A 22,772-nucleotide genomic window follows, 5' to 3' on the forward strand; every position below is an offset into this window, starting at 1 on the left:
CTTACAGACCTTTCTTGCCAGTCACGGCTTTCATCAAAACAGGCAACAAGGACAATGCCGCAAGCCCAAGAATTGGCAACAAAACATGGGGCGCGAAAATGATGCCAAGATCCGGCGTCTCGCCCGCTTCAAAAACTTCGCCCAGGCCCGCACCCACAGAACTGAAAACCAACCCGCCGGGAATAATGCCCAGAAAGGTAGAAATCACAAAGCGGTGCAGCGGCACCTGCATAAAGGAGGGCACCAGGTTCGCCACGAAAAACGGAACAACCGGCACGAGGCGCATGATGAACAACATAGACCATTGGTTTTCATCAATCCCGTCTTTCAACTTTTTGATGGGGCCCGTCGACGCTTCCATCTTTGCACCAAGCGTTTCACCAAACCCGTAACGTGCTGCCAAAAAGATAACTGTCGCCCCAAGGGTTGCACCCGTGACGTTAAAGATCGTGCCAAAGACTGTGCCAAACAAGAACCCCCCCGTCAGCGTGGCAATGGTGGCCCCCGGCAACGAGAACCCGACAATCAGGATGTAGGCCAAGACAAACAGCAGCGCAGTCAAAACATAGTTGCTGTCACGAAACGCCACCAATGCTTCACGGTTGTCGCGCAACGTGTCAAAGCTGAGGTAATCGCGCAAAGTGAAAAACCCGATGGCAGCCACCACCGCGATTGCAATCAACGGCAACCGCCGCATCAGGCCGGACTTGGGGGTAGGTTCATTGGCTTGGGTCATATCACTCATCAGCTTGGCCTTTTTGGTTGTCCACTTCAATGCACTGAACCTGTGCATACGTGCCACCGTGAAACACCTAGATCACGGGTGCTTGATGTTGAGTGAAGGGAATCGAGGTTTTTCTTGCGTCAACTTTCGGCGTTTGAAACAATTCCCCAAGTTCACGCGGGATATTTGTTGCAAAACTATACGTTTTACCGTCCACAGGGTTTGACTTGCCCCCCTATCGCCTTTAGAGGACGGGCTTCGAATGACACTTGGTGCGCCGAATCTACAAGGTGGACCATAAAATGGAGACGGAGCGATGAAACGCACCTACCAACCTTCCAATCTCGTGCGCAAGCGGCGCCACGGCTTCCGTTCGCGCATGGCGACAAAAGCAGGCCGTAAAATCCTGAACGCACGTCGTGCCAAGGGCCGCAAAGAACTAAGCGCTTAATTTAGCGCCAGCGCAGGATTGCCTGACATGACCCCGCCGGAGGCCTCCACGAGCAACGCAGAAGTTGCCGCGGACATGCCTGCGGCGGGTTCGTCACGTTTGGACGTATTGAAAAAACGTGCTGACTTTTTACGGGCAGCGCGTGCCAAACACATCCCCACGAAGGGATTTGTTCTGCAATATCGCGCACGCGGCGACGATGCACCCATGCGTGTCGGGTTCACCTGTTCCAAGAAAGTTGGGAATGCCGTGGCGCGCAATCGTGCCAAACGCCGCCTTCGTGAGATCGCCCAAGCCATTCTGCCCCACCACGGCAAACACGGCACTGATTATGTGTTGATAGGACGGTTTGAACGCACGGCGCAGCGCCCGTTCACTGATTTGCTGGATGATTTGCGTCGCGCCTTGGCCAATACTGAATGACGCCTTTCGCCTATATCGTATCCTTGCCTGTCCGCGCCTATCGCTTGGTGTTTAGCCCGTGGATCGGCTTCAACTGCCGCTACCAGCCCACTTGTTCCGCTTACGCTATGGAAGCTTTGGAAAAACACGGCGCCTTTAAGGGCAGCTACCTTGCAGCCAGACGTATAGGACGGTGTCATCCGTTTGGCGGAACAGGTTACGATCCCGTCCCGGACCGCGTCCCAGACCACACAAAACGTCGTTAGATTTGTTTTTCGAAGGTTATTGTTACCTCTCCTATGTCGACGCCGAAGCGTTTCATATATGCTTTGTTTAGCACCCGCGTTTCGCTTAACTGCCACATCCAATCATCAAAGTTCACGCGCAGTGTACCGTCCGGAACCGGCAGATCGATTTGGTAAGTCCAATTGAATGTGTCGCCCCGTTCTTCCCCCGTCGCGCTGCCAATCACGCCGGGCGCCGTGCCAGCCCATGTCTGGGCGCCTGTTTTGCGCAATGTCCAAACGCGCTGTTCCGTCGTTCCATCAGCGTAGACGAAATTTTCGTCCAGAACCAACGTATTGCCATCCCAGTTACCGTCGATTTCGACAACGAAACGCCGCCGTACAGTGCCGAACACATCCTGAAATTGACCATAAGCAATGACATGACCGTCAAAAAATTCTTCCAGATTGAATTCTGCTCTGGACAGCTTTTCATCTTCCAATGCAGGTTTTCCAGTGCAGGCGCTAAGCCCCAAAACCATCAAAATAGCTATCCCAAGACGCCGCATGGTGTTTCCCTTTTCTTTGAATGTGGTACGCGGCAGGGGCTCTTTTGGTTCACACGACATCTGCTATAACTCCGCCACACAACTTTGAGGCCCGCCATGCGAGACGAACTCGACGACATACATGCCCTGTTTCACGGGGCCCCTCGCACCACCGAATTCAAGAAATTGCGCAAACGTATTGTTCGGATGACCCGCGAGGCGATCGAACAATACGGCATGATCGAAAAAGATGCGCGGTGGCTTGTCTGCTTGTCAGGCGGCAAAGACAGTTACACGTTGCTTGCTGTTCTTCACGAATTGAAATGGCGCGGTCTTTTGCCCGTCGAAATTCTGGCGTGTAACCTGGATCAGGGACAACCGGGGTTTCCCGCAACTGTGTTGCCCAAATTCCTCGAAGACATGGGCGTCCCCCACCGCATAGAATATCAAGATACCTATTCGGTGGTTGTGGACAAAATCCCCGCAGGACGCACATTTTGTGCGTTATGCTCGCGTTTGCGTCGCGGGCATCTTTATCGCGTGGCGCGCGAAGAAGGTTGCTCTGCCGTGGTTCTCGGACATCACAGAGACGACATACTAGAAACGTTTTTCATGAATTTGTTTCATGGTGGGCGCTTGGCAACCATGCCACCGAAATTGGTAAATGAAGAAGGCGATTTATTCGTCTATCGCCCACTTGCACATGTCGCGGAAACCGATTGCGAAAAGTTTGCCCAAGCTATGAATTATCCCATAATTCCTTGCGATCTATGCGGAAGTCAGGATGGGCTGCAACGCCAGCAAGTTAAGCAAATTCTGGATGGCTGGGAAGCCAACAGTCCGGGACGGCGTCAGGTTATGTTCCGTGCGTTAACAAATGCACGGCCCTCACATCTGCTGGATACGAACCTTTTTGACTTTGCGAATCTGGTGCGCAACGCAGATGCAAATGATGAATCGGTAAAAGTTGACCTAAAAGCAGGTGAAGTTCCCAAGCTTCGTTAAGGGGCTGATTACCAAAGGCACGTACTCCTTTTGTTCAAATGCAGGCAGCACCCATTTGCACAAAGGACCGACCATGCGCATGAATTTTCAACGCAACTTTTCGCAACTGCGCGAACGGTTGTGCACAGCCATGATTGGTCCACAAGCGTTGGCCTTTCTGCCCGCGCTCAGCCTTGCCAGCTATTGGATAGGCGGGGAAGCTGCCCTGCTTGGCGCTGCGTTGGTCGTCCCTGCGCTGTTTCTACTGGCTGGTGGTCTATCCCCGGACAGTCGTCGCATGCGTCTTGCACGTGATTCTTTCACGGGACTGCTTCAGCGCGACGGCTTCGAAGACCTTGTAGAACACACTTACGAAAAAACAGCGGATGGCACTCAATCCTCTGCAGTCTTTCACATCGAACTCGATGAATTCGCACAATTGGTAGAACGGCATGGTGAAGCTGCAGGTGACGCAGTGATCCAGCGAACAGGTGACCGAATTGTATCGACTTTGCGGGATATGGATAATGTGGCACGCCTTGGTGATTGCCGCTTTGCAATTTGCATGGGTGCGACGCGGTTTATCGACCTAGAAGTCTGCATCCAACTTGCCGGACGCATACAAAACATCATTGAAGAACCCATTTCGGTTGATGGTGTCTCCGTTTACATGACTGCGGCCATCGGGTTCTGCTTAAGTGGACGTGCCCCCGGAAAATCCGCTGTTGATTGGTCAACTGCAGCGTCAACAGCGCTACGTTCCGCCCAAAAACGAGGCCCATCTGCCATTCGCGCATACACAGAGGAAATGCGTCGGGTCAGCGAAACGCGTGCAGAATTACGCGACGATATCACTTATGGATTGGAGGCCGGCCAAGTCACACCTTGGTTCCAGCCACAGATATCTACAGACACAGGCAAAGTGACTGGATTTGAAGCTTTGGCACGTTGGCATCATCCGGAACGGGGCATGATTGCACCCAACGAATTTCTTCCAGCCATTGAAGCGGCAGGATTGATGGAGCGGCTGGCAGAAGCCATGCTGTACCACACTTTCACAGCGTTGAAGGCATGGGATGCTGCCGGGGTGGTCGTACCCCAAGTTGGCGTCAATTTCAGCGGCGTCGAACTTAACAATCCCCGTTTGATCGAAAAAGTTAAATGGGAACTCGATCGCTTCAATCTAACACCGGATCGTCTGTCTATCGAAATTCTGGAAACTGTGATCGCGGGCGCCCCCGATGACGTTATTACACGCAATATAAACGGGTTGGTGGCCATGGGATGTCGGGTGGATCTAGACGATTTTGGAACGGGCCATGCTTCCATTTCATCCATCCGCAGGTTCGCCGTCAATCGCATCAAAATTGACAGATCCTTCGTTATCAAGGCCGACCGGGACCCTGAACAACAGCGCATGATAAGCGCAATTCTGACCATGGCCGAAAGACTGAATCTGGAAACTCTCGCTGAAGGCGTCGAGACCGTGGGCGAACACGCCCTTCTGGCACAATTGGGGTGTGACCACGTGCAGGGTTTTGGCATCGGAAAGCCTATGCCATTTCACGAAACACTGGACTGGATTGCATCACACGAAGCAAAATTGCAGGACGCTCCGGAAATCACACCGGGACGAACGAAGTAGCCAGTCCACTCCGAATGACAAAAACAATCGGAAACTGCACTTGTGTCACGGTGGCAAAAGGCCGAATCCGCTTGACCTTTTGCCTCGCACTCTGTTGAACCCACCAAGATATAAAAGACATCAGGTGGCGGTCCCCCATGGACGATCAAAACAAGAACCTCATTCTTGCAACTGCGCTCAGCTTTGCTGTGATCCTCGTATGGTTTGTGCTTTTTCCGCCACCAGAACCGGATACGCCTATTGACGGCACCAGCGCCGTTCAAACGACCGGGTCAACGGCCGACACAACTGTGGCAACGACCCCCTCAGTAGACGCGCCCGTCGCGGTTCCGACGCAGGCTCCAAAAGCGCTCGTTGAAGCGCCACGTGCATCGATCGAAACGCCGCGCCTGACGGGGTCTATCAGCCTTCTGGGTGGACGTATTGATGAACTGAAACTGAACGACTACCGCGAGACCACGGAACCAGACGCCGACATTGTTACCCTTCTGGCCCCAGTTGGCAGCGAAGATCCCTACTACGCATTGTTTGGATGGGCGGCGAGCACAGGCGTTACACCGGACGCGGTCCCGGGACCTGATACGGAATGGACGCTCAGCGATGGCGACGTGTTGCGTCCCGATGCACCCATTACACTAAGCTGGGACAATGGCGCGGGCCTTGTGTTCAACCGGACATATGAAGTCGACGCCGATTTTATGTTCACCGTTACGCAAAGCGTGCAAAACAACGGCTCTGCCGATGCGTCTATGGCGCCCTACGGCATCCTTGCCCGCCACGGCGAGCCTGACAATCTGAAAGGGTTCTTCGTTTTGCACGAAGGCCTGGTCACGATGACGGACGAACTGACCGAAACAGACTGGGACAACATTCCGGATTTCGACGTGCATCCCAAAGAAGGGGTGCCTGCCGAACGCAATGAAGACATTCAAAACGGCTGGATTGGTATTACCGACCACTACTGGATGACAACCCTGATCCCACCGGCAGACACAAACGCGCGTCTGACGGCCAAGTATTATCCGCGGACGGATATCTATCAGACCGAAACCGTGATGCCGAAAGTGACCATCGCCCCGGGTGCCAGTGCCACAAACACATTGCGCGTGTTTGCCGGTGCCAAGGAATGGGAAACCATCCGCGAATACCAATCAGAAGGCGTGACCAGCTTTATCGATAGCATCGATTGGGGTTGGTTCTTTTTCCTGACCAAACCTATCTTCTGGCTGTTGCACGAACTGAACAAACTGATCGGCAACATGGGCTGGTCCATCATCGGGCTGACTTTGATCATCAAGGCCGTTCTATTCCCGCTGGCTTACAAATCTTACGTCTCGATGGCGAAAATGAAAGAACTTCAGCCACAGATGGAAAAGCTGAAGGAAGCGGCAGGCGACGACCGTCAAAAAATGCAACAAGGCATGATGGAGCTGTACAAGAAAGAAAAGGTTAACCCCGCTGCGGGATGTCTGCCTATTCTACTTCAAATTCCCATCTTCTTTTCATTGTACAAAGTGATCTTTGTCACAATCGAATTACGCCACGCCCCTTGGCTTGGGCCGTTTCAGGATCTATCAGCACCAGATCCGACATCCTTGCTAAACCTGTTCGGTCTTTTGCCCAACGGCGCACCAGAGCCCGGTTCGATCATGGCTTTGGTCTTCATCGGTATCTTGCCCCTGCTTTTGGGTATCTCCATGTGGTTGCAGCAAAAACTGAACCCGGCCCCCACAGACCCCACGCAGCAAATGATCTTCGCCTGGATGCCTTGGGTCTTCATGTTTATGTTGGGTGGTTTCGCCAGTGGTCTCGTTGTCTACTGGATTGCAAACAACACCATCACGTTTACGCAGCAGTACCTGATCATGCGCAGCCAGGGCTACAAACCTGATGTCTTTGGAAACATCATGAAAAGTTTCCGCCGCAAAACTGAAACGGACAGCAAGTAATGTCACATGTGGCCAGTCTTTGGCGTCATCCCATAAAAGGATACGGTCGCGAAGCGATAGACAAAGTGGTCTTTGCAGCCGGGCAATCCATGCCTTGGGACCGGGTTTGGGCTGTCGCACATGAAGCTTCCAAAGCGGAACCGGGCGAATGGGCCAAATGCGGTAACTTTGGTCGTGCTGCAAAAGCACCGGCATTGATGGCTGTCACAGCCGCTTTGGATGAGACGTCCGAGACGATCACCTTGTCTCACCCAGACCTGCCTGATCTGACTTTCAAACCGGATGATACGCCAAACGCGTTAATCGACTGGACGGCTTCGCTGGTTTCCAAAGACCGCGCTTTGCCAAGCCACATTATGCGGCTGGACGGCCGCGGATATACCGACAGCCCTTTTGCGTCTGTCTCATTGTGCAATATGGCGTCTCATAAAGCTGTAGAGACCCATTTGGGCACCGAACTGTCTATTCACAGATGGCGCGGAAACGTGTGGATTGATGGTATTGCGCCATGGGAAGAAATGTCATGGACCGGCAAGATCATCCGGATTGGTGGATGTGTGTTCAAAGCCCGCGAACTTGCGACGCGTTGCATGTCGACGGCTTCGAACCCTGACACTGGGGTGCGGGATGCCGATACATTGGGTGCGCTCGATCACTTTGGGCATCAAGAATTCAGTATGCTTGCTGAAGTCATAGAAACAGGTCCTGTCGCTGTTGGCGACACTGTCGAGGTGCTTTGATGCAAATGCCATTTCCCATCGCCGAAGAACCTGACGCGCAAACGCAAGAACGCGGGCGTCTTTTGTTTGCTGGTGAAACAGAGTTTGTGAAAGGCGTCGTTGCCATGTCAGGCCTGCCGGAAGCGGACCGCATGGAAGTCTGTTTTGCGGGGCGATCCAACGTCGGGAAATCCACATTAATCAACGCATTGACGGGTCGCAAAGGGCTGGCGCGGGCGTCGAACACCCCGGGCCGTACGCAAGAAATCAACTATTTCACTGCGGGGGACGACCTTTATCTTGTCGACCTTCCGGGCTACGGCTACGCAAACGCCCCTTTGTCTGTTGTCGAAAAGTGGCAACGCCTTTTAAAGCAATATTTGTCAGGCCGCCAAACTTTGCGCCGTGCCTTTGTGCTGATTGACGGGCGCCACGGCGTCAAACAGGTCGATGAAGAAATCATGTCCCTGTTGGACAGCGCGGCCGTCACCTTTCAATGTGTGCTGACGAAAGCGGACAAGGTGAAAGAAAAAGACCGGCAAAAGGTTCTTGATGTAACCCGTGCCGCACTTGCAAAACACCCCGCCGCCTATCCAGAGATCCTGTTGACCTCGTCGGAAAAAGGGGACGGTATCCCCACATTGCGCAGCATCATTGCCACGTTGGAATAACGCCCCCAACGGCTTTATGCGCGGCACTGCCAAGGGTTAGGCCACACAATGGCTTGCACCCCCGCATTGCATTTCCCATAACCGTACCCAAAGGGTCAGGGATGAGAACACAAGATATGAACCGCGATTGGATCGCCACCGCAGAAACCCTAAGCAGCGCCCTACCCTATATGCAGCGCTATGCGGGGGCCACTGTTGTTATCAAGCTGGGCGGTCATGCCATGGGCAGCGATGCAGGGATGGCCAGCTTTGCCCGCGATGTTGTTTTGATGCGTCAAGTCGGGATGAACCCTGTCATTGTCCACGGCGGTGGCCCCATGATCAACGCGATGCTGGAACGGTTGAACATCACGTCAGACTTTATCAACGGCAAACGCGTCACAGATGCCGCCACTATGGAAGTGGTTGAAATGGTGCTGTCCGGCCTTGTCAACAAGCGTATCGTGCAGGCCATCGGTGCTGAAGGCGGGCGTGCTGTTGGATTGTCTGGTAAAGATGCCCATTTGATCACATGCACCCAAACGAACCCGGATTTGGGTTTCGTCGGCACCCCCACAACCGTAGACCCCGGCATTTTGCGCAACCTGTTTGATGGCAACACCATCCCTGTCATTGCCCCGTTGGGCGCAGGAGAAAACGGTGAAAGCTTCAACATCAACGGCGACACAGCGGCAGGCGCTATTGCGGGCGCGTTGAAAGCGGATCGTTTGTTGCTGCTGACCGACGTGCCCGGTGTCAAAGACAAATCCGGCGATGTGCTGACTGAAATCTCAGCCGCGCAGATCCATGAAATGACGGCTAATGGCACCATTGCGGGTGGTATGATTCCGAAAACCGAAACCGCCTTGAAAGCGATCGAAGAAGGTGTTCGGGCCGTTGTCATTCTGGACGGACAAGTGCCCAACGCCTGCCTGCTTGAGCTGTTTACCGACCACGGCGCAGGAAGCTTGATCCGAACGTAACACAGCTGTGTCCAGCCAACGCTTGGCACGGGTGCCATCGGCATCTACACCTGTGGCATGCAACACGAAGTCTTCATACGTTTCGGCATCTTTTTAGGCTTGTTCGCGATCCTAGCCGCGATCGAAGTCGCAGCACCACGACGCAAGCGCCGCCAAACCCGCACAGCGCGGTGGTCCACCAATTGGTGCATGACATTGGTGAACACGGCGACCTTACGTGCTATGGCCGTGTTTTTGCCCCTTCTCGCTGTAGGTGCGGCCGCTGATGCCCAATTCAATGGTTGGGGCTTATTCAATCTGGTGGGTCTGCCGGTCTGGATCGAAGTTGTCCTGGCCATGCTGATCCTGGATTTTGCAATCTGGCTGCAACACCTTATCACACACCGCGTCCCGCTTTTGTGGCGTCTGCACCGCGTGCACCATGCTGATGTGGACATTGATGTCACCACTGCCATCCGCTTCCATCCGATTGAAATCGCCCTATCTATGGTTTTGAAAATCGGGCTTGTTTACCTGCTTGGCCCCGCCGCTATTGCGGTCATTTTGTTCGAGATCCTGTTAAACGGCACTGCCATGTTCAATCATGCCAACATCAAACTGCCTTTGGCCGTAGACGCCTTGGTCCGCTGTGTTCTTGTGACGCCCGACATGCACCGCGTACACCACTCAGTGCACCGTCACGAACACGACAGCAACTACGGGTTTGCATTGTCCATTTGGGATCGCGTGTTTGGCACATACATCGCCCAACCCGCCCAAGGTCATGACAAAATGGCCATCGGGTTGCAGTGGCAGGACACGCGTCCCAGCAAATTGGGGTGGTCGTTAAGGCTGCCGTTTTTCAGACAATGAACTTGGGCAGCCTTAACACAGTCTACGCGGCGTACGGTATGTTCGTGATGGGGCATCTGTCAGACGGTGAAGATACATTGGTTCTGGTTGGTGCCGATACCGGTTTCTGGGACGTCTTTACACAAAGCGCCGAATTCAAAGATGGTATGAAGAACCCAATTGATCGCTATTCAAAAAGAGTGATCGGGGGCATGGCCGACGGGGCCGTGACCCACTTCCCGTCTGACGGCCCCCCCTACGATCCTTTCATCACTTGGGCGTTGAAAAGCGGTCGGTTTTGGCAAAGCCCGACGGGAATGATGGTGCATGATACCGCTGGGTTGATGATTTCGATCCGTGGCGCGATCCGCTTGCCCCGAACCTTTGCTGCATCACAAGCACTTGAAGCCTCGCCATGTGACAGCTGTGAAACACGGCCCTGCGTCACCGCATGCCCTGTTGGTGCGTTGAATGCAGTTAGCTTTTACGATGTGCCTAAATGTAAGGCGTATCTTGATACGCCAGCAGGTGGCGATTGCATGTCAAAGGGATGTTTGGCGCGTCGCCTGTGCCCAATAAGCATACAGTTTGATCGACCGGACGCACAATCTGCGTTTCATATGCGTGCATTCAATCCAAGCACATAAACAAAACTGACCAAATACGTAAGGCGGGCCTTGGCCCGCCTTTGCGCAAATCTATCGATTGTTTTTAGTGGCCCAGAATTTGGCTCAGGAACAATTGGGTGCGTGGGCTTTGTGGATTGTTGAAGAACTCTTCCGGTTCATTCTGTTCCACAATCTGACCCGCATCCATAAAGATCACGCGGTTGGCCACCTGACGGGCAAAGCCCATCTCGTGGGTCACACACAACATGGTCATGCCTTCCTCAGCCAGCTCGATCATGGTGTCGAGCACCTCTTTGATCATCTCAGGGTCCAAGGCTGACGTCGGTTCATCAAACAACATGATGCGCGGCTTCATGCACAAGGATCGCGCAATCGCCACACGCTGTTGTTGACCACCGGACAACTGACCGGGGAATTTGTTGGCCTGATCGGGGATTTTCACCTTCTCAAGGTAGTGCATTGCCACTTCTTCGGCTTCCTTCTTGGGTGTTTTACGTACCCAGATCGGCGCCAAAGTCAGGTTGTCCAAAATCGACAAATGCGGAAACAGGTTGAAGTGCTGGAAACACATGCCAACCTCTGACCGGATCTTGTCGATGTTCTTAAGGTCAGATGACAGCAATGTGCCATCCACCTCGATGGACCCCTGCTGATGTTCTTCCAAAGCGTTGATGCAGCGGATCAACGTGGATTTACCAGAACCAGACGGCCCACAAATCACGATGCGTTCACCGCGGTTCACCGTCAGGTCGATATCCTTCAGAACGTGGAACGTGCCGTACCATTTGTTCATGTTCTGAATGGTGATTGCGATCTCGTCAGAGACGGCCAGTTTTGTTGCTTGGTCAGCCATGTCGCGACCTCCTACTTATGATCTGTTGCAAGGCGGCGTTCCAGCCACTGCGAATATTGTGAAATGCCGTAACACACGACAAAGAACAGAACCGATGCGAAGCCAAACAGCTCCCAATAGACCCCATTCCATTCAGTCGATGCCAAGATCGGCCCCCGGATCATGCCGACAATATCGAACATCGAAATGACCGACACCAGCGTGGTGTCTTTGAACAGACCCACCGCCACGTTCACGATCCCAGGAATGGAAATCTTGAGCGCTTGTGGCAGAATGATCAGCCGCATCGCTTGCGGGTAATCCAAACCAAGGCTGTCTGCGGCCTCATATTGCCCTTTTGGCAAAGCGGCCAGACCACCCCGAATCACCTCGGCGATATAGGCCGAGGAGAACAGCGTAATCATGATCACAACCCGAATGAACAAGTCAGGATTTGATCCCGGAGGAAACAGATAGGCCAACATCACACTCGCCACGAACAGCAAGGTGATCAGCGGAACGCCACGAATGAATTCAATGAAAACCACGCAGATCCACTTGATCAAAGGCATGCTGGACTGACGGCCCAATGCCAAAGCGATCCCAATTGGGATGGACAATGACACACACGTCACACCCAGCATCATGTTGAACATGAAGCCCCCAAGGTCACGCGACGGCACAGACCGCATCGCACCTTCAGTGATTTCGCTGCTGGGGAAGATGTATCCACAGATGATCCAGACGACAAATGCTGTCGCAATCCCGCCAAAGAACCCAAGCGCAAAATTCTGCGCCACAAAGCGCGAATAGAACACATATGCTGCGATGATTCCCAAAAGCGCTGTCACGGGGGCCCAGATTGCCCCCCCCCAGATCAGCCAATAGGCCACAAACGGGAACAATGCTGTAATGATCAACAACTTGCGTGGCAGATCAAAGAACAGAACAGGCGCGGCTGCAAAGAACAGCAGGACAAAGGCCAGCCCGGGACGCCAATACAAGTCTGTTGGATATTTGAACCCAAAGATCAGCTGGTTCCAGCGTTCCGTCAGAACTGCAAAACAGGCCCCTGATTCACCGTTCAAAATCTCGCGGCAGGCCTTCAGGCTGGGGGAATCCCATATCCCGTTCATGATCCACGGCAGCGCGCCGCTGAGCACCAGATAAACAACATAAAGCGCAATTATAGTCAAAATGCTGTTTGCGGGGGTCGCAAACAAGTTGTCCTTCACCCACTTGACCGGACCAGCCGCTGTGTTTGGGGGGGGCTTTGCGGCCACCTCTTGTGTGCGCACGAAGGCGACTGAATTGGTTGATTGATCAGACATATCAGCGCTCCTTCAGTTTCATGGCGTTGTTATAGACGTTCATTCCAGCGGAAATGCTGAGCGAGATGACGAGGTAGAACAACATCAGCAAGATCACGCATTCGATGGCGCGGCCCGTTTGGTTCAGTGTCACACCGCCCAAAGTGCCCGTCACATCCATATACCCCACCGCAATCGCAAGCGACGAGTTCTTGGTGATGTTCAGATAGTTGGAAATCAGAGGTGGAATGATGATGCGCAAGGCCTGAGGCAACACAACAAGGCTCATGGTGCGGCCCGGGCGCAGACCCAATGCGGCGGCGGCCTCTGTTTGGCCTTTGGATACCGCTTGGATGCCTGCACGCACGTTTTCCGCGATGAAGGCCCCCGTGTAGATCGACAAGGCAAACCAAAGCGCGATCAAAGACCCACGGATCGTAATGCCGCCTTTGAAGTTGAAGCCTTTGAGTTCTGGCAGTTCAAACGACAGACCGAGGATCAGTGAAACGGCAATCAGAGGGCCAAACCAGATCGCAAGGTTGGTCAGCAAGGTTGCTGGACGCTCACCTGTGGCTTCCTGAATGCGGGTCGCACGGGCCGTTACGGCGCGCGCCCCAAAGAAGGAGCCGACCAGCAACACCAGCACCAGCAGGAAATCCAAACCGCCACCAAAGCCGCGCTGAAAGAAAGGCAACGGCGTGTAGATGCCGCGATTGGTAAAGGCAAATGCGTTGAACAACATGCTGGCTTCGGGTTCGTCCCCTCGAAAGGCGCGTGGCCCCGGCAGCACAGCCGTCATGATTGTAAAGATGATGAGGATCCAGATCAGCACGGGAATGTTGCGGAAAATCTCAACATAAAATGCCATCAATTTGGACACGAGCCAGTTGTTCGACAGGCGCAAAACCCCGGCCAAAACCCCAAAAACCGTTGCTGTTACGCAGGCCAGAAAGGCAACAAGCAGCGTATTCAGGATGCCAACAATTGCGGCGCGTAGGTTAGAGGACTGGCTGGTGTATTCAATCAGACGCTGATTAATATCGTAACCTGCTGGCGTGCCAAGAAAATCAAAGCTGATGTCCAAACCCTGTGCAGCAAGGTTGGTCGCCACGTTGCTGGCTAGAAGGAAAATCGACAGCGCCAAAACCAAGGCTGCAATCGCTTGTAAAGTAAGGGAGCGGTATCGCGTATCGCTCAATAGCATAGATAGACGGAACTGCCCTCTGGGAGGGTCGGTCATTATCGTCATTGGATTATCCCCGTTGTCTGGCCTGCTCATAATGCGTCTACGCGCGGCTTGGCCAGAATTTGTCTAGGTCGTCTTATTTAAGGTCGTTCTTTGTACCCCTAGAGGCGCGAAAGGCGCAGGTTTGACCCTGCGCCTTTCAACTTTGGATTTAGCGGAAGGGGGGGCTGTAAAGCAGGCCGCCGTCTGTCCACTGTGCGTTCAGGCCACGGGCCAGACCGATTGGAGTGGATTCGCCAATGTTCTTTTCGAACACTTCACCGTAGTTGCCACCAACGGACAGAGCTTTCATCGCCCAGTCTGCTTCCAGACCCAGCATTTTGCCCAATTCGCCTTCGGTGCCCAAGAGACGGTTGATCTCAGGGTTGTTTGTACCAGCAGACATCTCGGTGATGTTTGCAGATGTAACGCCCAGCTCTTCAGCAGAGATCATTGCGTTCAAAGTCCAGCGAACGACGTCGCCCCATTCGTTGTCGCCGTGGCGAACAAGTGGGCCGAGTGGCTCTTTGGAGATGATTTCTGGCAACAGCACGTGGTCACCTGGGTTTTCGAATGTGGCACGTGTCGCAGCCAGACCGGATGCGTCTGTTGTGTACGTGTCGCATGCGCCCGCAAGATACTGCTGCTGGCCTTCGGCGTTTGTCTCAATAGGCACTGGCTCATAGGAGATGTTGTTGGAACGGAAGAAATCCGCCAAGTTCAACTCTGTTGTTGTGCCGGTTTGGATGCAGACAGTCGCGCCGTCCAGATCCTTGGCAGAGGACACGCCCAATGCTTTTGGAACCATGAAGCCTTGGCCGTCATAGTAGTTCACGCCAACGAATGTGAACTTCAGGTCCACGTCGCGCGAGAATGTCCAAGTTGTGTTACGTGCCAGCATGTCGATTTCGCCAGACGCCAACGCAGTAAAGCGTGTTTTGCCTGTTGTTGGGACGAATTCAACGGCGTTGCCGTCACCCAAAACAGCGGCTGCAACGGCGCGACATACTGCGACGTCGAAACCTTTCCATTCACCGTTTGCGTCTGGTGCGGCAAAGCCAACCAGACCCGTTGTTACGCCACAGTTCAGCTTGCCGCGTGCTTTTACGTCGTCAAGCGTACCGGCCGCTGCTGCGCCAGCCGCAAGGCCAGCTACTGTCAGCGCACCAAAAAATACGGATGTTTTCATTTTAACCTCTTCCTGATTTTCCACCGTTTTTACGGCAGATGCTTTGGCACGTTATGTGCCTTAGGCGATACCACACGAGATTGCCTCGATGGTGGCGCTTAGTGTGGTCGCAAACGTCCAAAAAGGTCAAGGGTGAGATGATCATTTAACCAGACAGAAATCCGTGATTGAACATCGATTACGCTTGCCTCTGCTTCACCCTGCACGAGAAGCGTCAAAAAAGCGCTTTGCGTGTATAAAAGCAGTCTGTTTTACCGCAATCAGCGCTTGCGCTTCATCATCTTCGCCCCACTGTTCTTCCTGCCAAAGTTCATCCAGTCGCGACATGGTCCAGATATCTTCGATGGGCATATGATCGTAGGCCGCTGCAAAACCAAGAATCAGTGACCCCGACATGCTAACTAAGTCGTGAAACCCCGCCAATTCGAACGGGTTTAAAGCATGTGTTCTGTCGCTCAACGTGGCCAGCGACGCGGGGTCTTGCGGGACGTGAATGACGCCGGTGCGTGGCTCAAGTTTGGCATTCAAAAAGGTTTCAGACCAGTTCAGAACCGGATCCCAAGCCGCCGCTTGCCGTGCCACCAATTCCGCAGGCGATTGCGCCCGATAACACAGCAAATCACTGTCGCCATAAGCTGCCAGCATGTCAGCCACTTCGGCGTGTTGCACGCGCACCTTGTCGATGGCGGCATTTGCGCTGCGGGTGAAAGGCATCGTGTTTGGGTCCACCTTTTCCAATTGTGCGTCCCATTCCGCTGCAATCGCTTGTGCCATGGCTTGCGTCGGCACATGTAACGCGGCCTTGGCCGGCGTCTTCACTGGACGACCATCAAGCGCCACGGCAAAACCACCGTCCACTTCCTGCACATCCGCGTTTGTCCAAAACCGTTTCGGGGCCCAATCGCTCATTGTTTGTTTTCCCACATCTCGTTCAAAACGTCAGGCAATGCCTGAAAATTATCAACCATCCGTGTAGCGCCACCCAAGCGATCGCGCCCATGATAGCCCCACGTCACCCCAACAGATCGCACGCCCGCACTGGCCGCCATGTCCATATCAAAGCTGGTGTCACCCACCATAACCGCATGCTGCGCATCGACGCCCGTTTCTTGCAAAGCGGTCAGGATCATCGCGGGGTGCGGTTTGGACGGGTGAAAATCTGCAACCTGCTGTGTGACAAATTTAGGCGCCAGATCGAAAGCCTCTAGCAATTTGTCGAGCCCCCGCTTTGATTTACCCGTCGCCACACCCAGCAAAACGTCCGGCACATTGTGCAGCGCATTCAAACACTCCAGCGCACCGGGATACAGCGGCGACGATGCAGCCACACCCGTTTCTTCGCGGTGCGCCATAAAGGCCGATTTATAGGCAGTGGACAGAGCCTCATGGGCGGCCGCGCTGGCGCTTGGGGCCAAAAGCGGCATCAACATATGCAGGGACAATCCCACACCACTCAAAATGTCAGCCCGTTCAGGGGCCGCCAATCCGACTTCGGAAAACGCCGCTTTCATACACGCTACAATTACGGCTTGGCTGTCGACCAATGTGCCATCAACATCGAAAATGACCAAACGCAAAGGCGCGTCCATTACAGCGCCTCGAACGGATCTTCTGCAGCCAGATCTTCGGTCCATCCGAAGGTGTCCCACGCATGCACCATATGATCAGGCAGCTCAGCCGTCACAGTGATGGGTTTGCGCGTTTCAGGATGCTCAAAGCGCATCATACGGGCGTGCAAATGCAATTTTTTGGAAATGGTGCCACCCAACTGTGCGCCCCATCCGTCACCCATGTTTTCTTGGCCTGACCCGCCATATTTGCCATCACCAATGATCGGATGACCAATTTCGGACATATGGACGCGCAATTGGTGTGTGCGGCCTGTGAGCGGTTCCATCGCGACCCACGCGGCACGCGACGCCACACGGTAAAGCGTTGCATATAAAGTATGCGCGCGCTTGGCCCCGGGGGTGTTGTCCACATCACGCGGGTGTAAAGCGACCATCTTTTCGCCTTCACCGGAGCGACCGTGCCCGCCCGCCTTCACCACACCAAAGCGGATTTCGCCCAGATACGGTGTCGGCACGCCTGCCACCAGCGCCCAGTAAATCTTGCGTGTTTGTTTGTGGCGCAATGCTTCGGTCAGCGATTTCGCCGCCATGCGTGTGCGTGCCAACAACAAAACACCCGATGTGTCTTTGTCCAAACGGTGCACAAGACGCGGTTTTTCGTCGTAGTCGAACATCAAGGCCTCACATAGCCCATCCACATGTCGTGTCTGACCCGACCCGCCTTGGGTTGGTAAGCCCGCGGGTTTGTTGATGGCAATGACGTGATCGTCTTTATAAATCACGCAAGCACGGATCATCTTGGCATCTGCGTCAGAAACCTTGCGCTTGTGGTCAGGTTCCGGGGCCTGATTGTCCGGTAAAGGTGGAATCCGAATGGATTGGCCAACTTCAAGACGGGTCGACGCCTTGACGCGCCCCCCGTCCACTCGCAAATCACCTTTACGACACATCTTTTCAACACGACCCTGCGGGATATGCGGAAACATCTTTTTGAACCACCGATCAAGACGCTGGTCGCCTTCATCTTTGCCCACTGTTAATATTTGAACACGGCTCATGCCGCACCTCCTTTGGCAAGCCAAAGGCCCGCAAAACAGGCCAACAGCGATAAAATCACCGTGGCCAGAACATATGTACCTGCCGCACCCAACCGTCCATCCTGAACAAGGCGCATGGTATCCAGTGAAAACGTCGAAAACGTCGTGAAGCCGCCCAAGACACCCGTCATCAGGAAGGGCAGCACAGATGGCGATTTGTCCATCGCCAAAACCCAAACCACGCCGATCAGAAATGATCCACACACGTTGACGGCAAGCGTACCCAACGGAAAGGCAAACGCCATTCCCAAGAGATAGCGCAAAGACGCGCCCAACGCGCCGCCCAACGCCACAAAGATCATCGTTTTCATCATGGGGCGTCTGTTGCGTGTCGCAGCCCCAGAGTCAAGTTCAGCCTCGGGTTTCGCGCTTGGCGCGTAGCTTCGCAAAGTAATCGACGCGTTTTTTCAATTCGCGTTCAAAGCCCCGTTCCACTGGATCATAAAGAACGGGTCGCCCCATGCCGTCAGGAAAATAATTCTGCCCCGAAAACCCGTCTTCCGCATCATGATCGTAGGCATAGCCGTCGCCGTACCCTTGGTCCTTCATCAAAGATGTGGGGGCATTCAGGATATGTTTCGGGGGCAGTTTTGATCCGGTTTCCTTGGCTGCGCGTCGCGCACTTTTATACGCGACGTAGGTTGCGTTGGATTTGGGGGCCAGAGCCACATAAGTCACGGCCTGCGCCAGCGCCAATTCGCCTTCCGGGCTGCCAAGGCGTTCATACGTTTCCCACGACTGCAGGCACACGGCCTGCGCCTGTGGATCCGCCAGTCCTATATCTTCAACAGCCATCCGCGTGATGCGCCGTGCCAGAAAACGCGGATCTTCGCCCCCTTCCAACATACGTGCAAACCAGTACAGCGCCGCATCAGGGTCTGACCCGCGCACAGATTTATGCAACGCGCTGATCAAGTTGTAATGTGCATCGCCGCCTTTGTCGTATTGGGCCGCGCGGCGCATCAGGCGATTGCCCAACGCCTGCGGATCAAGCTTGCCTTCAACGGTCCATGCCGCAACCTGTTCGACCAGATTTAGCAGCGCTCGCCCGTCGCCATCGGCCATTTCAAGCAGGGCTTCACGCGCGTGCCCGTCCAATGGCAACGCGCGGCCTAGTTCTTGCTCTGCTCTTTGCGCCAAACGCTCAAGGTCCGCCAAGTCAAGGCGATCCAGCACCAAGACCTGCGCCCGCGACATGACGGCTGCGTTCAGTTCAAAAGACGGGTTTTCGGTGGTGGCTCCCACAAGCAGAATGGTCCCATCTTCCATATGCGGCAAAAATCCGTCTTGTTGCGCTTTGTTAAAGCGGTGGATCTCGTCGACAAACAACAACGTGCCTTGCCCGTTCTGTCGGCGTATCTTGGCCGCTTCAAACACTTTTCGCAGGTCTGGAACCCCTGTGAAAATGGCCGATATCTGCACAAAATGCAGATCGGTTTCATGGGCCAACAACCGCGCAATCGTTGTTTTACCAACGCCGGGTGGGCCCCAGAAAATCAACGATGTCAACGCCCCTGCCCCCAACATCACCGACAGCGGGCCTTCTGGCCCCAACACCTGTGACTGGCCAATGACCTCTTGCAAGGTTTTGGGCCGCAGACGGTCGGCCAAGGGGCGTGGCATGTCCGGCTTGGGTTGGTCGCCAAAAAGATCGGACATCAGATGCGAAACCGCAATTGCACCCGCGATGCACCTCGGATCACTTCCAAACGCACCCAACGGCCAGCGTCTTGCAAGGCGCGGGCCACATCTTGCGGCGAAGAAACATCTGTGTCGTCGACCCGTGCGACCACATCACCGCGGCGCAAGCCGACGCGCACAGCGACAGGGCCCGGATCAACGACCACGACGCCTTTTGCATTCAATTGCAGGTTCAATTCATTGATCACCGCTGGATTGATCTGCGCCAAAGACAGCCCTTCCAACACATCGCGACGCCCCAAAACGGTGGCATTGCGCGGCGGCATATCCGGGGCCGCAATCAGCGACACCGGAACCGTATCCTGCTGCCCTTCGCGCACCCGCGTGACTTGGGATGTGTTGCCGAGGCCCGCGACACTCATCCGGAATACCATTTCGGACGGCGTGTTCACCGCCAACCCATCTACAGCCACAATCACATCGCCCACTTGAAAACCTGCAGATTGAAAGGGGCTGACGGGGTGCATGCCGGAAATGACGATACCGCCGGGCAACTCAAGACCGAAGGTTTCGGCCATATCCGCGTCGACGGTTTGACCACTTAGCCCCGCCCAAGGCCGTGCAAACACATCGTTGCCCGCATCAGCTTGTTCGACAAACGCACGCACCAGATCCGCTGGAATCGCAAAGCCGATGCCGTTGGAACCACCAGAGCGGGACAGAATACGCGTATTGATGCCAATCACGCGGCCCGACATGTCGATCAAAGCGCCACCGGAATTGCCCGGGTTAATAGGTGCATCTGTTTGGATAAAATACCCCCGCCCATTGCCATTTGATGCGCCGGACCGCGCCAGACCGGACACGATCCCACTGCTGACAGTTTGACCTACGCCAAAGGGATTGCCTATGGCCAAGACCAATTCACCGACCTGAACTTCGTCGCTGGGGCGCAAATCAAGGCTGGGCAAGTCCGACGCATCCTCAAGCTGCAAAATCGCCAAATCACTGTCTTCATCCCCCAATAGAACGCGCGCAGTGTATTCCCGGCGATCGTTCAGAACCACGCGAATATCGGTGGCCATGCCGACGACATGGTAGTTGGATACAACGATCCCATCTGAGGTCAAAATCACACCGGAACCGAGAGAGTTTTGAACACGTGGCTCTCGCGGGCCGCTTTGGAAAAAGCGTTCGAAAAAGGGATCTTCCATGAAGGTGTTACGCCGCGCTTGGGTGACGCGTTTGGTGTATATGTTGACAACGGCCGGGGTCGCCTTTTGGACCAATGGCACGAAACTGAGTTGAACTTCGGTCTGACTGGTCGGGACCCGCTGGTCTGCAAAAACAGGCAGCGTCAAAAGTGTAAGGGCAAGGCTGGCAAATATGTGTTTCATGTCAAAAGATATGCGCAGAGGGGCGCCCGCTTGCAAGCCCTGCTTCGTATTCCCCGGATCTCCATAAACGGAAAAAGCCCCCGCCATGTGGCGAGGGCCTTCAAACTTCAAACGCAGTGATGCGTCTTATTCGTCGGCAGCTTCGGCTGCGGCAATGCGGGCTTTGTCTGCGGCGCCTTTGGCGTCGCGGTCGCGGTCTACGAATTCAATGATGGCCATTGGCGCCATGTCACCGTAACGGAAACCGGCTTTCAAAACGCGCACATAACCACCTTGGCGGTCTTTGTAGCGTGGGCCCAGAATGTCGAACAATTTTGTGACGTACTGGTCTTCTTTCAGCTTGGATGCGGCTTGGCGACGGGCGTGCAAATCGCCACGTTTCGCCAGTGTGATCATTTTCTCGATGATCGGGCGCAGTTCTTTTGCTTTAGGCAATGTTGTTTTGATTTGCTCATGTTCGATGAGCGAGCCTGCCATGTTGCTGAACAACGCTTTGCGGTGCTCATGTGTACGATTCAGGCGGCGGTATCCACGTGCGTGACGCATATCTTGGTCTCCAATTTGGTGCCCTCTACGGGCGATTTTGCTTTGTCTGGCCCACAATGCGTGTTGCGGACTCTCCTTGGGGCACATGCGGCCCAGTCGTTGTGGTAAGGTGGGCGTGTCGCCCACCCCTTTGTCTTAAAAGTTATCTTCGAACTTTTTCGCAAGATCTTCGATGTTGTCCGGCGGCCAGTCTTCGACGTCCATGCCAAGGTGCAAGCCCATACCGGACAGCACTTCTTTGATTTCGTTCAAAGACTTGCGGCCGAAGTTTGGCGTGCGCAGCATTTCGGCTTCGGTTTTCTGGATCAGATCGCCAATGTAAACGATGTTGTCGTTCTTCAGGCAGTTCGCAGAACGGACAGACAATTCGAGCTCGTCCACTTTCTTCAACAGAAGCGGGTTGAACTCGAGACCGTCGTCTTCATCGGCGCGGGATGCTGATTCAGGCTCGTCGAAGTTAACGAAGATGCCCAGCTGGTCCTGCAAGATACGTGCCGCAAAAGCGACCGCGTCGTCTGGCGTGATGGAACCGTCTGTTTCGACTTTCATCGTCAGTTTGTCATAGTCCAGAACTTGGCCTTCACGTGTCGGCTGAACGTCATAAGAGACTTTCTTGACAGGTGAATAGATCGCATCGATCGGGATCAAACCGATTGGCGCGTCTTCTGGCTTGTTCTTGTCCGCTGACACATAGCCTTTGCCGGTATTTACCGTCAATTCCATGTAAACATCGGCGCCATCGTCGAGGTGGCAGATCACGTGATCGCGGTTCAGAACCTCGATACCGGCGGACTCAGAAATGTCGCCAGCCGTCACAACTCCGGGGCCTTTCGCAGAAATGGACAGACGCTTTGGCCCTTCCACTTCCATACGAATGCTGACCTGCTTGAGGTTCAGGATAATGTCGGTGACGTCTTCACGCACACCAGCAACAGACGAGAATTCGTGCAAAACGTTGTCGATTTGTACAGATGTGATGGCAGCACCTTGCAGTGAGCTCATCAAAACGCGACGCAGCGCGTTGCCCATTGTCAAACCAAAGCCACGTTCAAGCGGTTCTGCAACCACTGTGGCTTGGCGCGCAGGATCATTGCCCGGCTTTACGTCCAATTGTTGTGGCTTGATCAATTCAGCCCAATTCTTGTGGATCATGCGTCCCTCCATTCTTGCTTCTGCTCCATGTCCGAAAGGCAAAAGCGCCCGAGGTTTCAAAAAAGCGGAGTGG

The 22,772-nt window shown here is 54.3% G+C and carries 25 protein-coding genes; 11 read left to right on the forward strand and 14 right to left on the reverse strand.

All coding sequences use genetic code 11. From position 1 onward, the window contains the following. Position 1: 1 nt before the first annotated feature. Entirely contained in the window at positions 2-745 is a 744-nt protein-coding gene (locus ASD8599_RS15700; RefSeq protein WP_108829404.1) for a TVP38/TMEM64 family protein, read from the reverse strand. Positions 746-1,040: 295 nt separating this feature from the next. On the opposite strand from ASD8599_RS15700, the gene rpmH reads away from it, so the two are divergent. From rpmH to yidD, 3 genes are read left to right on the forward strand one after another with little or no spacing between them, the layout of a single operon-like run. Continuing rightward, a complete protein-coding gene (gene rpmH, locus ASD8599_RS15705; RefSeq protein WP_108829405.1) occupies positions 1,041-1,175 on the forward strand; it encodes a 50S ribosomal protein L34 in 135 nt (44 codons plus the stop codon). A 27-nt stretch (positions 1,176-1,202) separates the two neighbouring features. Further along, on the forward strand, positions 1,203-1,598 hold the full coding sequence (rnpA, locus tag ASD8599_RS15710) for a ribonuclease P protein component (RefSeq protein ID WP_108829406.1): 396 nt from the start codon (positions 1,203-1,205) through the stop codon (positions 1,596-1,598). Next, complete coding sequence (gene yidD / locus ASD8599_RS15715; protein WP_108829407.1) at positions 1,595-1,843, forward strand: membrane protein insertion efficiency factor YidD; 249 nt, start codon at positions 1,595-1,597, stop codon at positions 1,841-1,843. The genes rnpA and yidD overlap by 4 nt, the downstream gene beginning before the upstream one ends. On the opposite strand, the gene ASD8599_RS15720 is transcribed toward yidD, so the two are convergent. Then, complete coding sequence (locus ASD8599_RS15720; protein ID WP_108829408.1) at positions 1,840-2,370, reverse strand: DUF3833 domain-containing protein; 531 nt, start codon at positions 2,368-2,370, stop codon at positions 1,840-1,842. The two genes, yidD and ASD8599_RS15720, sit on opposite strands and share 4 nt — an antisense overlap. A 96-nt stretch (positions 2,371-2,466) precedes the next feature. Between ASD8599_RS15720 and ttcA the strand changes: the two genes are divergently transcribed. The 8 genes from ttcA (at position 2,467) to ASD8599_RS15760 (ending at position 10,757) form a co-directional block, all read left to right on the forward strand. Beyond that, positions 2,467-3,354, forward strand: a complete 888-nt coding sequence (gene ttcA / locus ASD8599_RS15725; protein ID WP_108829409.1) for a tRNA 2-thiocytidine(32) synthetase TtcA — start codon at positions 2,467-2,469, stop codon at positions 3,352-3,354. A 73-nt stretch (positions 3,355-3,427) separates the two neighbouring features. Then, positions 3,428-4,978, forward strand: a complete 1,551-nt coding sequence (locus ASD8599_RS15730) for a putative bifunctional diguanylate cyclase/phosphodiesterase (protein WP_422664754.1) — start codon at positions 3,428-3,430, stop codon at positions 4,976-4,978. A gap of 137 nt (positions 4,979-5,115) precedes the next feature. Continuing rightward, positions 5,116-6,927, forward strand: a complete 1,812-nt coding sequence (gene yidC / locus ASD8599_RS15735) for a membrane protein insertase YidC (protein ID WP_108829410.1) — start codon at positions 5,116-5,118, stop codon at positions 6,925-6,927. Continuing rightward, positions 6,927-7,667, forward strand: coding sequence for an MOSC domain-containing protein (locus tag ASD8599_RS15740; RefSeq protein WP_108829411.1), 741 nt, complete (start codon positions 6,927-6,929; stop codon positions 7,665-7,667). Before yidC ends, ASD8599_RS15740 begins: the two co-directional genes overlap by 1 nt. After that, on the forward strand, positions 7,667-8,317 hold the full coding sequence (gene yihA / locus ASD8599_RS15745) for a ribosome biogenesis GTP-binding protein YihA/YsxC (RefSeq protein ID WP_108829412.1): 651 nt from the start codon (positions 7,667-7,669) through the stop codon (positions 8,315-8,317). The genes ASD8599_RS15740 and yihA overlap by 1 nt, the downstream gene beginning before the upstream one ends. 101 nt (positions 8,318-8,418) lie before the next feature. Next, entirely contained in the window at positions 8,419-9,279 is an 861-nt protein-coding gene (argB, locus tag ASD8599_RS15750; protein ID WP_108829413.1) for an acetylglutamate kinase, read from the forward strand. A 57-nt stretch (positions 9,280-9,336) separates the two neighbouring features. Continuing rightward, positions 9,337-10,131, forward strand: coding sequence for a sterol desaturase family protein (locus tag ASD8599_RS15755; RefSeq protein WP_108829414.1), 795 nt, complete (start codon positions 9,337-9,339; stop codon positions 10,129-10,131). Continuing rightward, the gene (locus ASD8599_RS15760) at positions 10,128-10,757 is read left to right on the forward strand and encodes a ferredoxin (protein ID WP_108829415.1); all 630 of its coding nucleotides are present in this window, start codon (positions 10,128-10,130) and stop codon (positions 10,755-10,757) included. Before ASD8599_RS15755 ends, ASD8599_RS15760 begins: the two co-directional genes overlap by 4 nt. 64 nt (positions 10,758-10,821) lie before the next feature. Here ASD8599_RS15760 and ASD8599_RS15765 read toward each other — a convergent pair whose 3' ends face one another. The 12 genes from ASD8599_RS15765 to ASD8599_RS15820 all read right to left on the reverse strand — a co-directional run bounded on the left by ASD8599_RS15765 (position 10,822) and on the right by ASD8599_RS15820 (position 22,699). Further along, positions 10,822-11,592 carry an amino acid ABC transporter ATP-binding protein gene (locus tag ASD8599_RS15765; RefSeq protein WP_108829416.1) on the reverse strand — a complete coding sequence of 257 codons (771 nt, stop codon included), beginning with the start codon at positions 11,590-11,592 and terminating at the stop codon, positions 10,822-10,824. 11 nt (positions 11,593-11,603) lie between these two features. After that, on the reverse strand, positions 11,604-12,902 hold the full coding sequence (locus tag ASD8599_RS15770; protein ID WP_108829417.1) for an amino acid ABC transporter permease: 1,299 nt from the start codon (positions 12,900-12,902) through the stop codon (positions 11,604-11,606). Position 12,903: 1 nt separating this feature from the next. Continuing rightward, positions 12,904-14,130 (reverse strand): amino acid ABC transporter permease, encoded by a 1,227-nt coding sequence (locus ASD8599_RS15775; protein WP_108829418.1) that lies wholly within the window; start codon positions 14,128-14,130, stop codon positions 12,904-12,906. Between the two features lie 148 nt (positions 14,131-14,278). After that, a complete protein-coding gene (locus ASD8599_RS15780; protein ID WP_108829419.1) occupies positions 14,279-15,295 on the reverse strand; it encodes an amino acid ABC transporter substrate-binding protein in 1,017 nt (338 codons plus the stop codon). A 195-nt stretch (positions 15,296-15,490) separates the two neighbouring features. Further along, a complete protein-coding gene (locus ASD8599_RS15785) occupies positions 15,491-16,204 on the reverse strand; it encodes an ATP12 family chaperone protein (protein WP_108829420.1) in 714 nt (237 codons plus the stop codon). Further along, complete coding sequence (locus ASD8599_RS15790) at positions 16,201-16,884, reverse strand: HAD-IA family hydrolase (protein ID WP_108829421.1); 684 nt, start codon at positions 16,882-16,884, stop codon at positions 16,201-16,203. The genes ASD8599_RS15785 and ASD8599_RS15790 overlap by 4 nt, the downstream gene beginning before the upstream one ends. After that, positions 16,884-17,924 (reverse strand): RluA family pseudouridine synthase, encoded by a 1,041-nt coding sequence (locus ASD8599_RS15795; protein ID WP_108829422.1) that lies wholly within the window; start codon positions 17,922-17,924, stop codon positions 16,884-16,886. Before ASD8599_RS15795 ends, ASD8599_RS15790 begins: the two co-directional genes overlap by 1 nt. Continuing rightward, positions 17,921-18,277, reverse strand: a complete 357-nt coding sequence (crcB, locus tag ASD8599_RS15800; RefSeq protein ID WP_108829423.1) for a fluoride efflux transporter CrcB — start codon at positions 18,275-18,277, stop codon at positions 17,921-17,923. The genes ASD8599_RS15795 and crcB overlap by 4 nt, the downstream gene beginning before the upstream one ends. A 37-nt stretch (positions 18,278-18,314) precedes the next feature. Further along, positions 18,315-19,622, reverse strand: coding sequence for a replication-associated recombination protein A (locus tag ASD8599_RS15805; RefSeq protein WP_108829424.1), 1,308 nt, complete (start codon positions 19,620-19,622; stop codon positions 18,315-18,317). Then, positions 19,622-21,001, reverse strand: a complete 1,380-nt coding sequence (locus tag ASD8599_RS15810) for a trypsin-like peptidase domain-containing protein (RefSeq protein WP_108830230.1) — start codon at positions 20,999-21,001, stop codon at positions 19,622-19,624. Before ASD8599_RS15810 ends, ASD8599_RS15805 begins: the two co-directional genes overlap by 1 nt. A 126-nt stretch (positions 21,002-21,127) precedes the next feature. Then, positions 21,128-21,547 (reverse strand): 50S ribosomal protein L17, encoded by a 420-nt coding sequence (gene rplQ, locus ASD8599_RS15815; protein WP_108829425.1) that lies wholly within the window; start codon positions 21,545-21,547, stop codon positions 21,128-21,130. Positions 21,548-21,682: 135 nt separating this feature from the next. Then, positions 21,683-22,699, reverse strand: coding sequence for a DNA-directed RNA polymerase subunit alpha (locus ASD8599_RS15820; RefSeq protein ID WP_108829426.1), 1,017 nt, complete (start codon positions 22,697-22,699; stop codon positions 21,683-21,685). Between the last annotated feature and the right edge of the window lie 73 nt (positions 22,700-22,772).

Origin of the sequence: Ascidiaceihabitans donghaensis, assembly GCF_900302465.1 — a bacterium.
Classification (GTDB): Bacteria; Pseudomonadota; Alphaproteobacteria; order Rhodobacterales; family Rhodobacteraceae; genus Ascidiaceihabitans; species Ascidiaceihabitans donghaensis.

Bases quoted from the DNA above. Each gene is read 5' to 3' on its own strand.
- ASD8599_RS15700 (WP_108829404.1), bottom strand. From the start codon at position 745: ATGAGTGATATGACCCAAGCCAATGAACCTACCCCCAAGTCCGGCCTG.
- rpmH (WP_108829405.1), top strand. From the start codon at position 1,041: ATGAAACGCACCTACCAACCTTCCAATCTCGTGCGCAAGCGGCGCCAC.
- rnpA (WP_108829406.1), top strand. From the start codon at position 1,203: ATGACCCCGCCGGAGGCCTCCACGAGCAACGCAGAAGTTGCCGCGGAC.
- yidD (WP_108829407.1), top strand. From the start codon at position 1,595: ATGACGCCTTTCGCCTATATCGTATCCTTGCCTGTCCGCGCCTATCGC.
- ASD8599_RS15720 (WP_108829408.1), bottom strand. From the start codon at position 2,370: ATGCGGCGTCTTGGGATAGCTATTTTGATGGTTTTGGGGCTTAGCGCC.
- ttcA (WP_108829409.1), top strand. From the start codon at position 2,467: ATGCGAGACGAACTCGACGACATACATGCCCTGTTTCACGGGGCCCCT.
- ASD8599_RS15730 (WP_422664754.1), top strand. From the start codon at position 3,428: ATGCGCATGAATTTTCAACGCAACTTTTCGCAACTGCGCGAACGGTTG.
- yidC (WP_108829410.1), top strand. From the start codon at position 5,116: ATGGACGATCAAAACAAGAACCTCATTCTTGCAACTGCGCTCAGCTTT.
- ASD8599_RS15740 (WP_108829411.1), top strand. From the start codon at position 6,927: ATGTCACATGTGGCCAGTCTTTGGCGTCATCCCATAAAAGGATACGGT.
- yihA (WP_108829412.1), top strand. From the start codon at position 7,667: ATGCAAATGCCATTTCCCATCGCCGAAGAACCTGACGCGCAAACGCAA.
- argB (WP_108829413.1), top strand. From the start codon at position 8,419: ATGAGAACACAAGATATGAACCGCGATTGGATCGCCACCGCAGAAACC.
- ASD8599_RS15755 (WP_108829414.1), top strand. From the start codon at position 9,337: ATGCAACACGAAGTCTTCATACGTTTCGGCATCTTTTTAGGCTTGTTC.
- ASD8599_RS15760 (WP_108829415.1), top strand. From the start codon at position 10,128: ATGAACTTGGGCAGCCTTAACACAGTCTACGCGGCGTACGGTATGTTC.
- ASD8599_RS15765 (WP_108829416.1), bottom strand. From the start codon at position 11,592: ATGGCTGACCAAGCAACAAAACTGGCCGTCTCTGACGAGATCGCAATC.
- ASD8599_RS15770 (WP_108829417.1), bottom strand. From the start codon at position 12,902: ATGTCTGATCAATCAACCAATTCAGTCGCCTTCGTGCGCACACAAGAG.
- ASD8599_RS15775 (WP_108829418.1), bottom strand. From the start codon at position 14,130: ATGACGATAATGACCGACCCTCCCAGAGGGCAGTTCCGTCTATCTATG.
- ASD8599_RS15780 (WP_108829419.1), bottom strand. From the start codon at position 15,295: ATGAAAACATCCGTATTTTTTGGTGCGCTGACAGTAGCTGGCCTTGCG.
- ASD8599_RS15785 (WP_108829420.1), bottom strand. From the start codon at position 16,204: ATGAGCGATTGGGCCCCGAAACGGTTTTGGACAAACGCGGATGTGCAG.
- ASD8599_RS15790 (WP_108829421.1), bottom strand. From the start codon at position 16,884: ATGGACGCGCCTTTGCGTTTGGTCATTTTCGATGTTGATGGCACATTG.
- ASD8599_RS15795 (WP_108829422.1), bottom strand. From the start codon at position 17,924: ATGAGCCGTGTTCAAATATTAACAGTGGGCAAAGATGAAGGCGACCAG.
- crcB (WP_108829423.1), bottom strand. From the start codon at position 18,277: ATGATGAAAACGATGATCTTTGTGGCGTTGGGCGGCGCGTTGGGCGCG.
- ASD8599_RS15805 (WP_108829424.1), bottom strand. From the start codon at position 19,622: ATGTCCGATCTTTTTGGCGACCAACCCAAGCCGGACATGCCACGCCCC.
- ASD8599_RS15810 (WP_108830230.1), bottom strand. From the start codon at position 21,001: ATGAAACACATATTTGCCAGCCTTGCCCTTACACTTTTGACGCTGCCT.
- rplQ (WP_108829425.1), bottom strand. From the start codon at position 21,547: ATGCGTCACGCACGTGGATACCGCCGCCTGAATCGTACACATGAGCAC.
- ASD8599_RS15820 (WP_108829426.1), bottom strand. From the start codon at position 22,699: ATGATCCACAAGAATTGGGCTGAATTGATCAAGCCACAACAATTGGAC.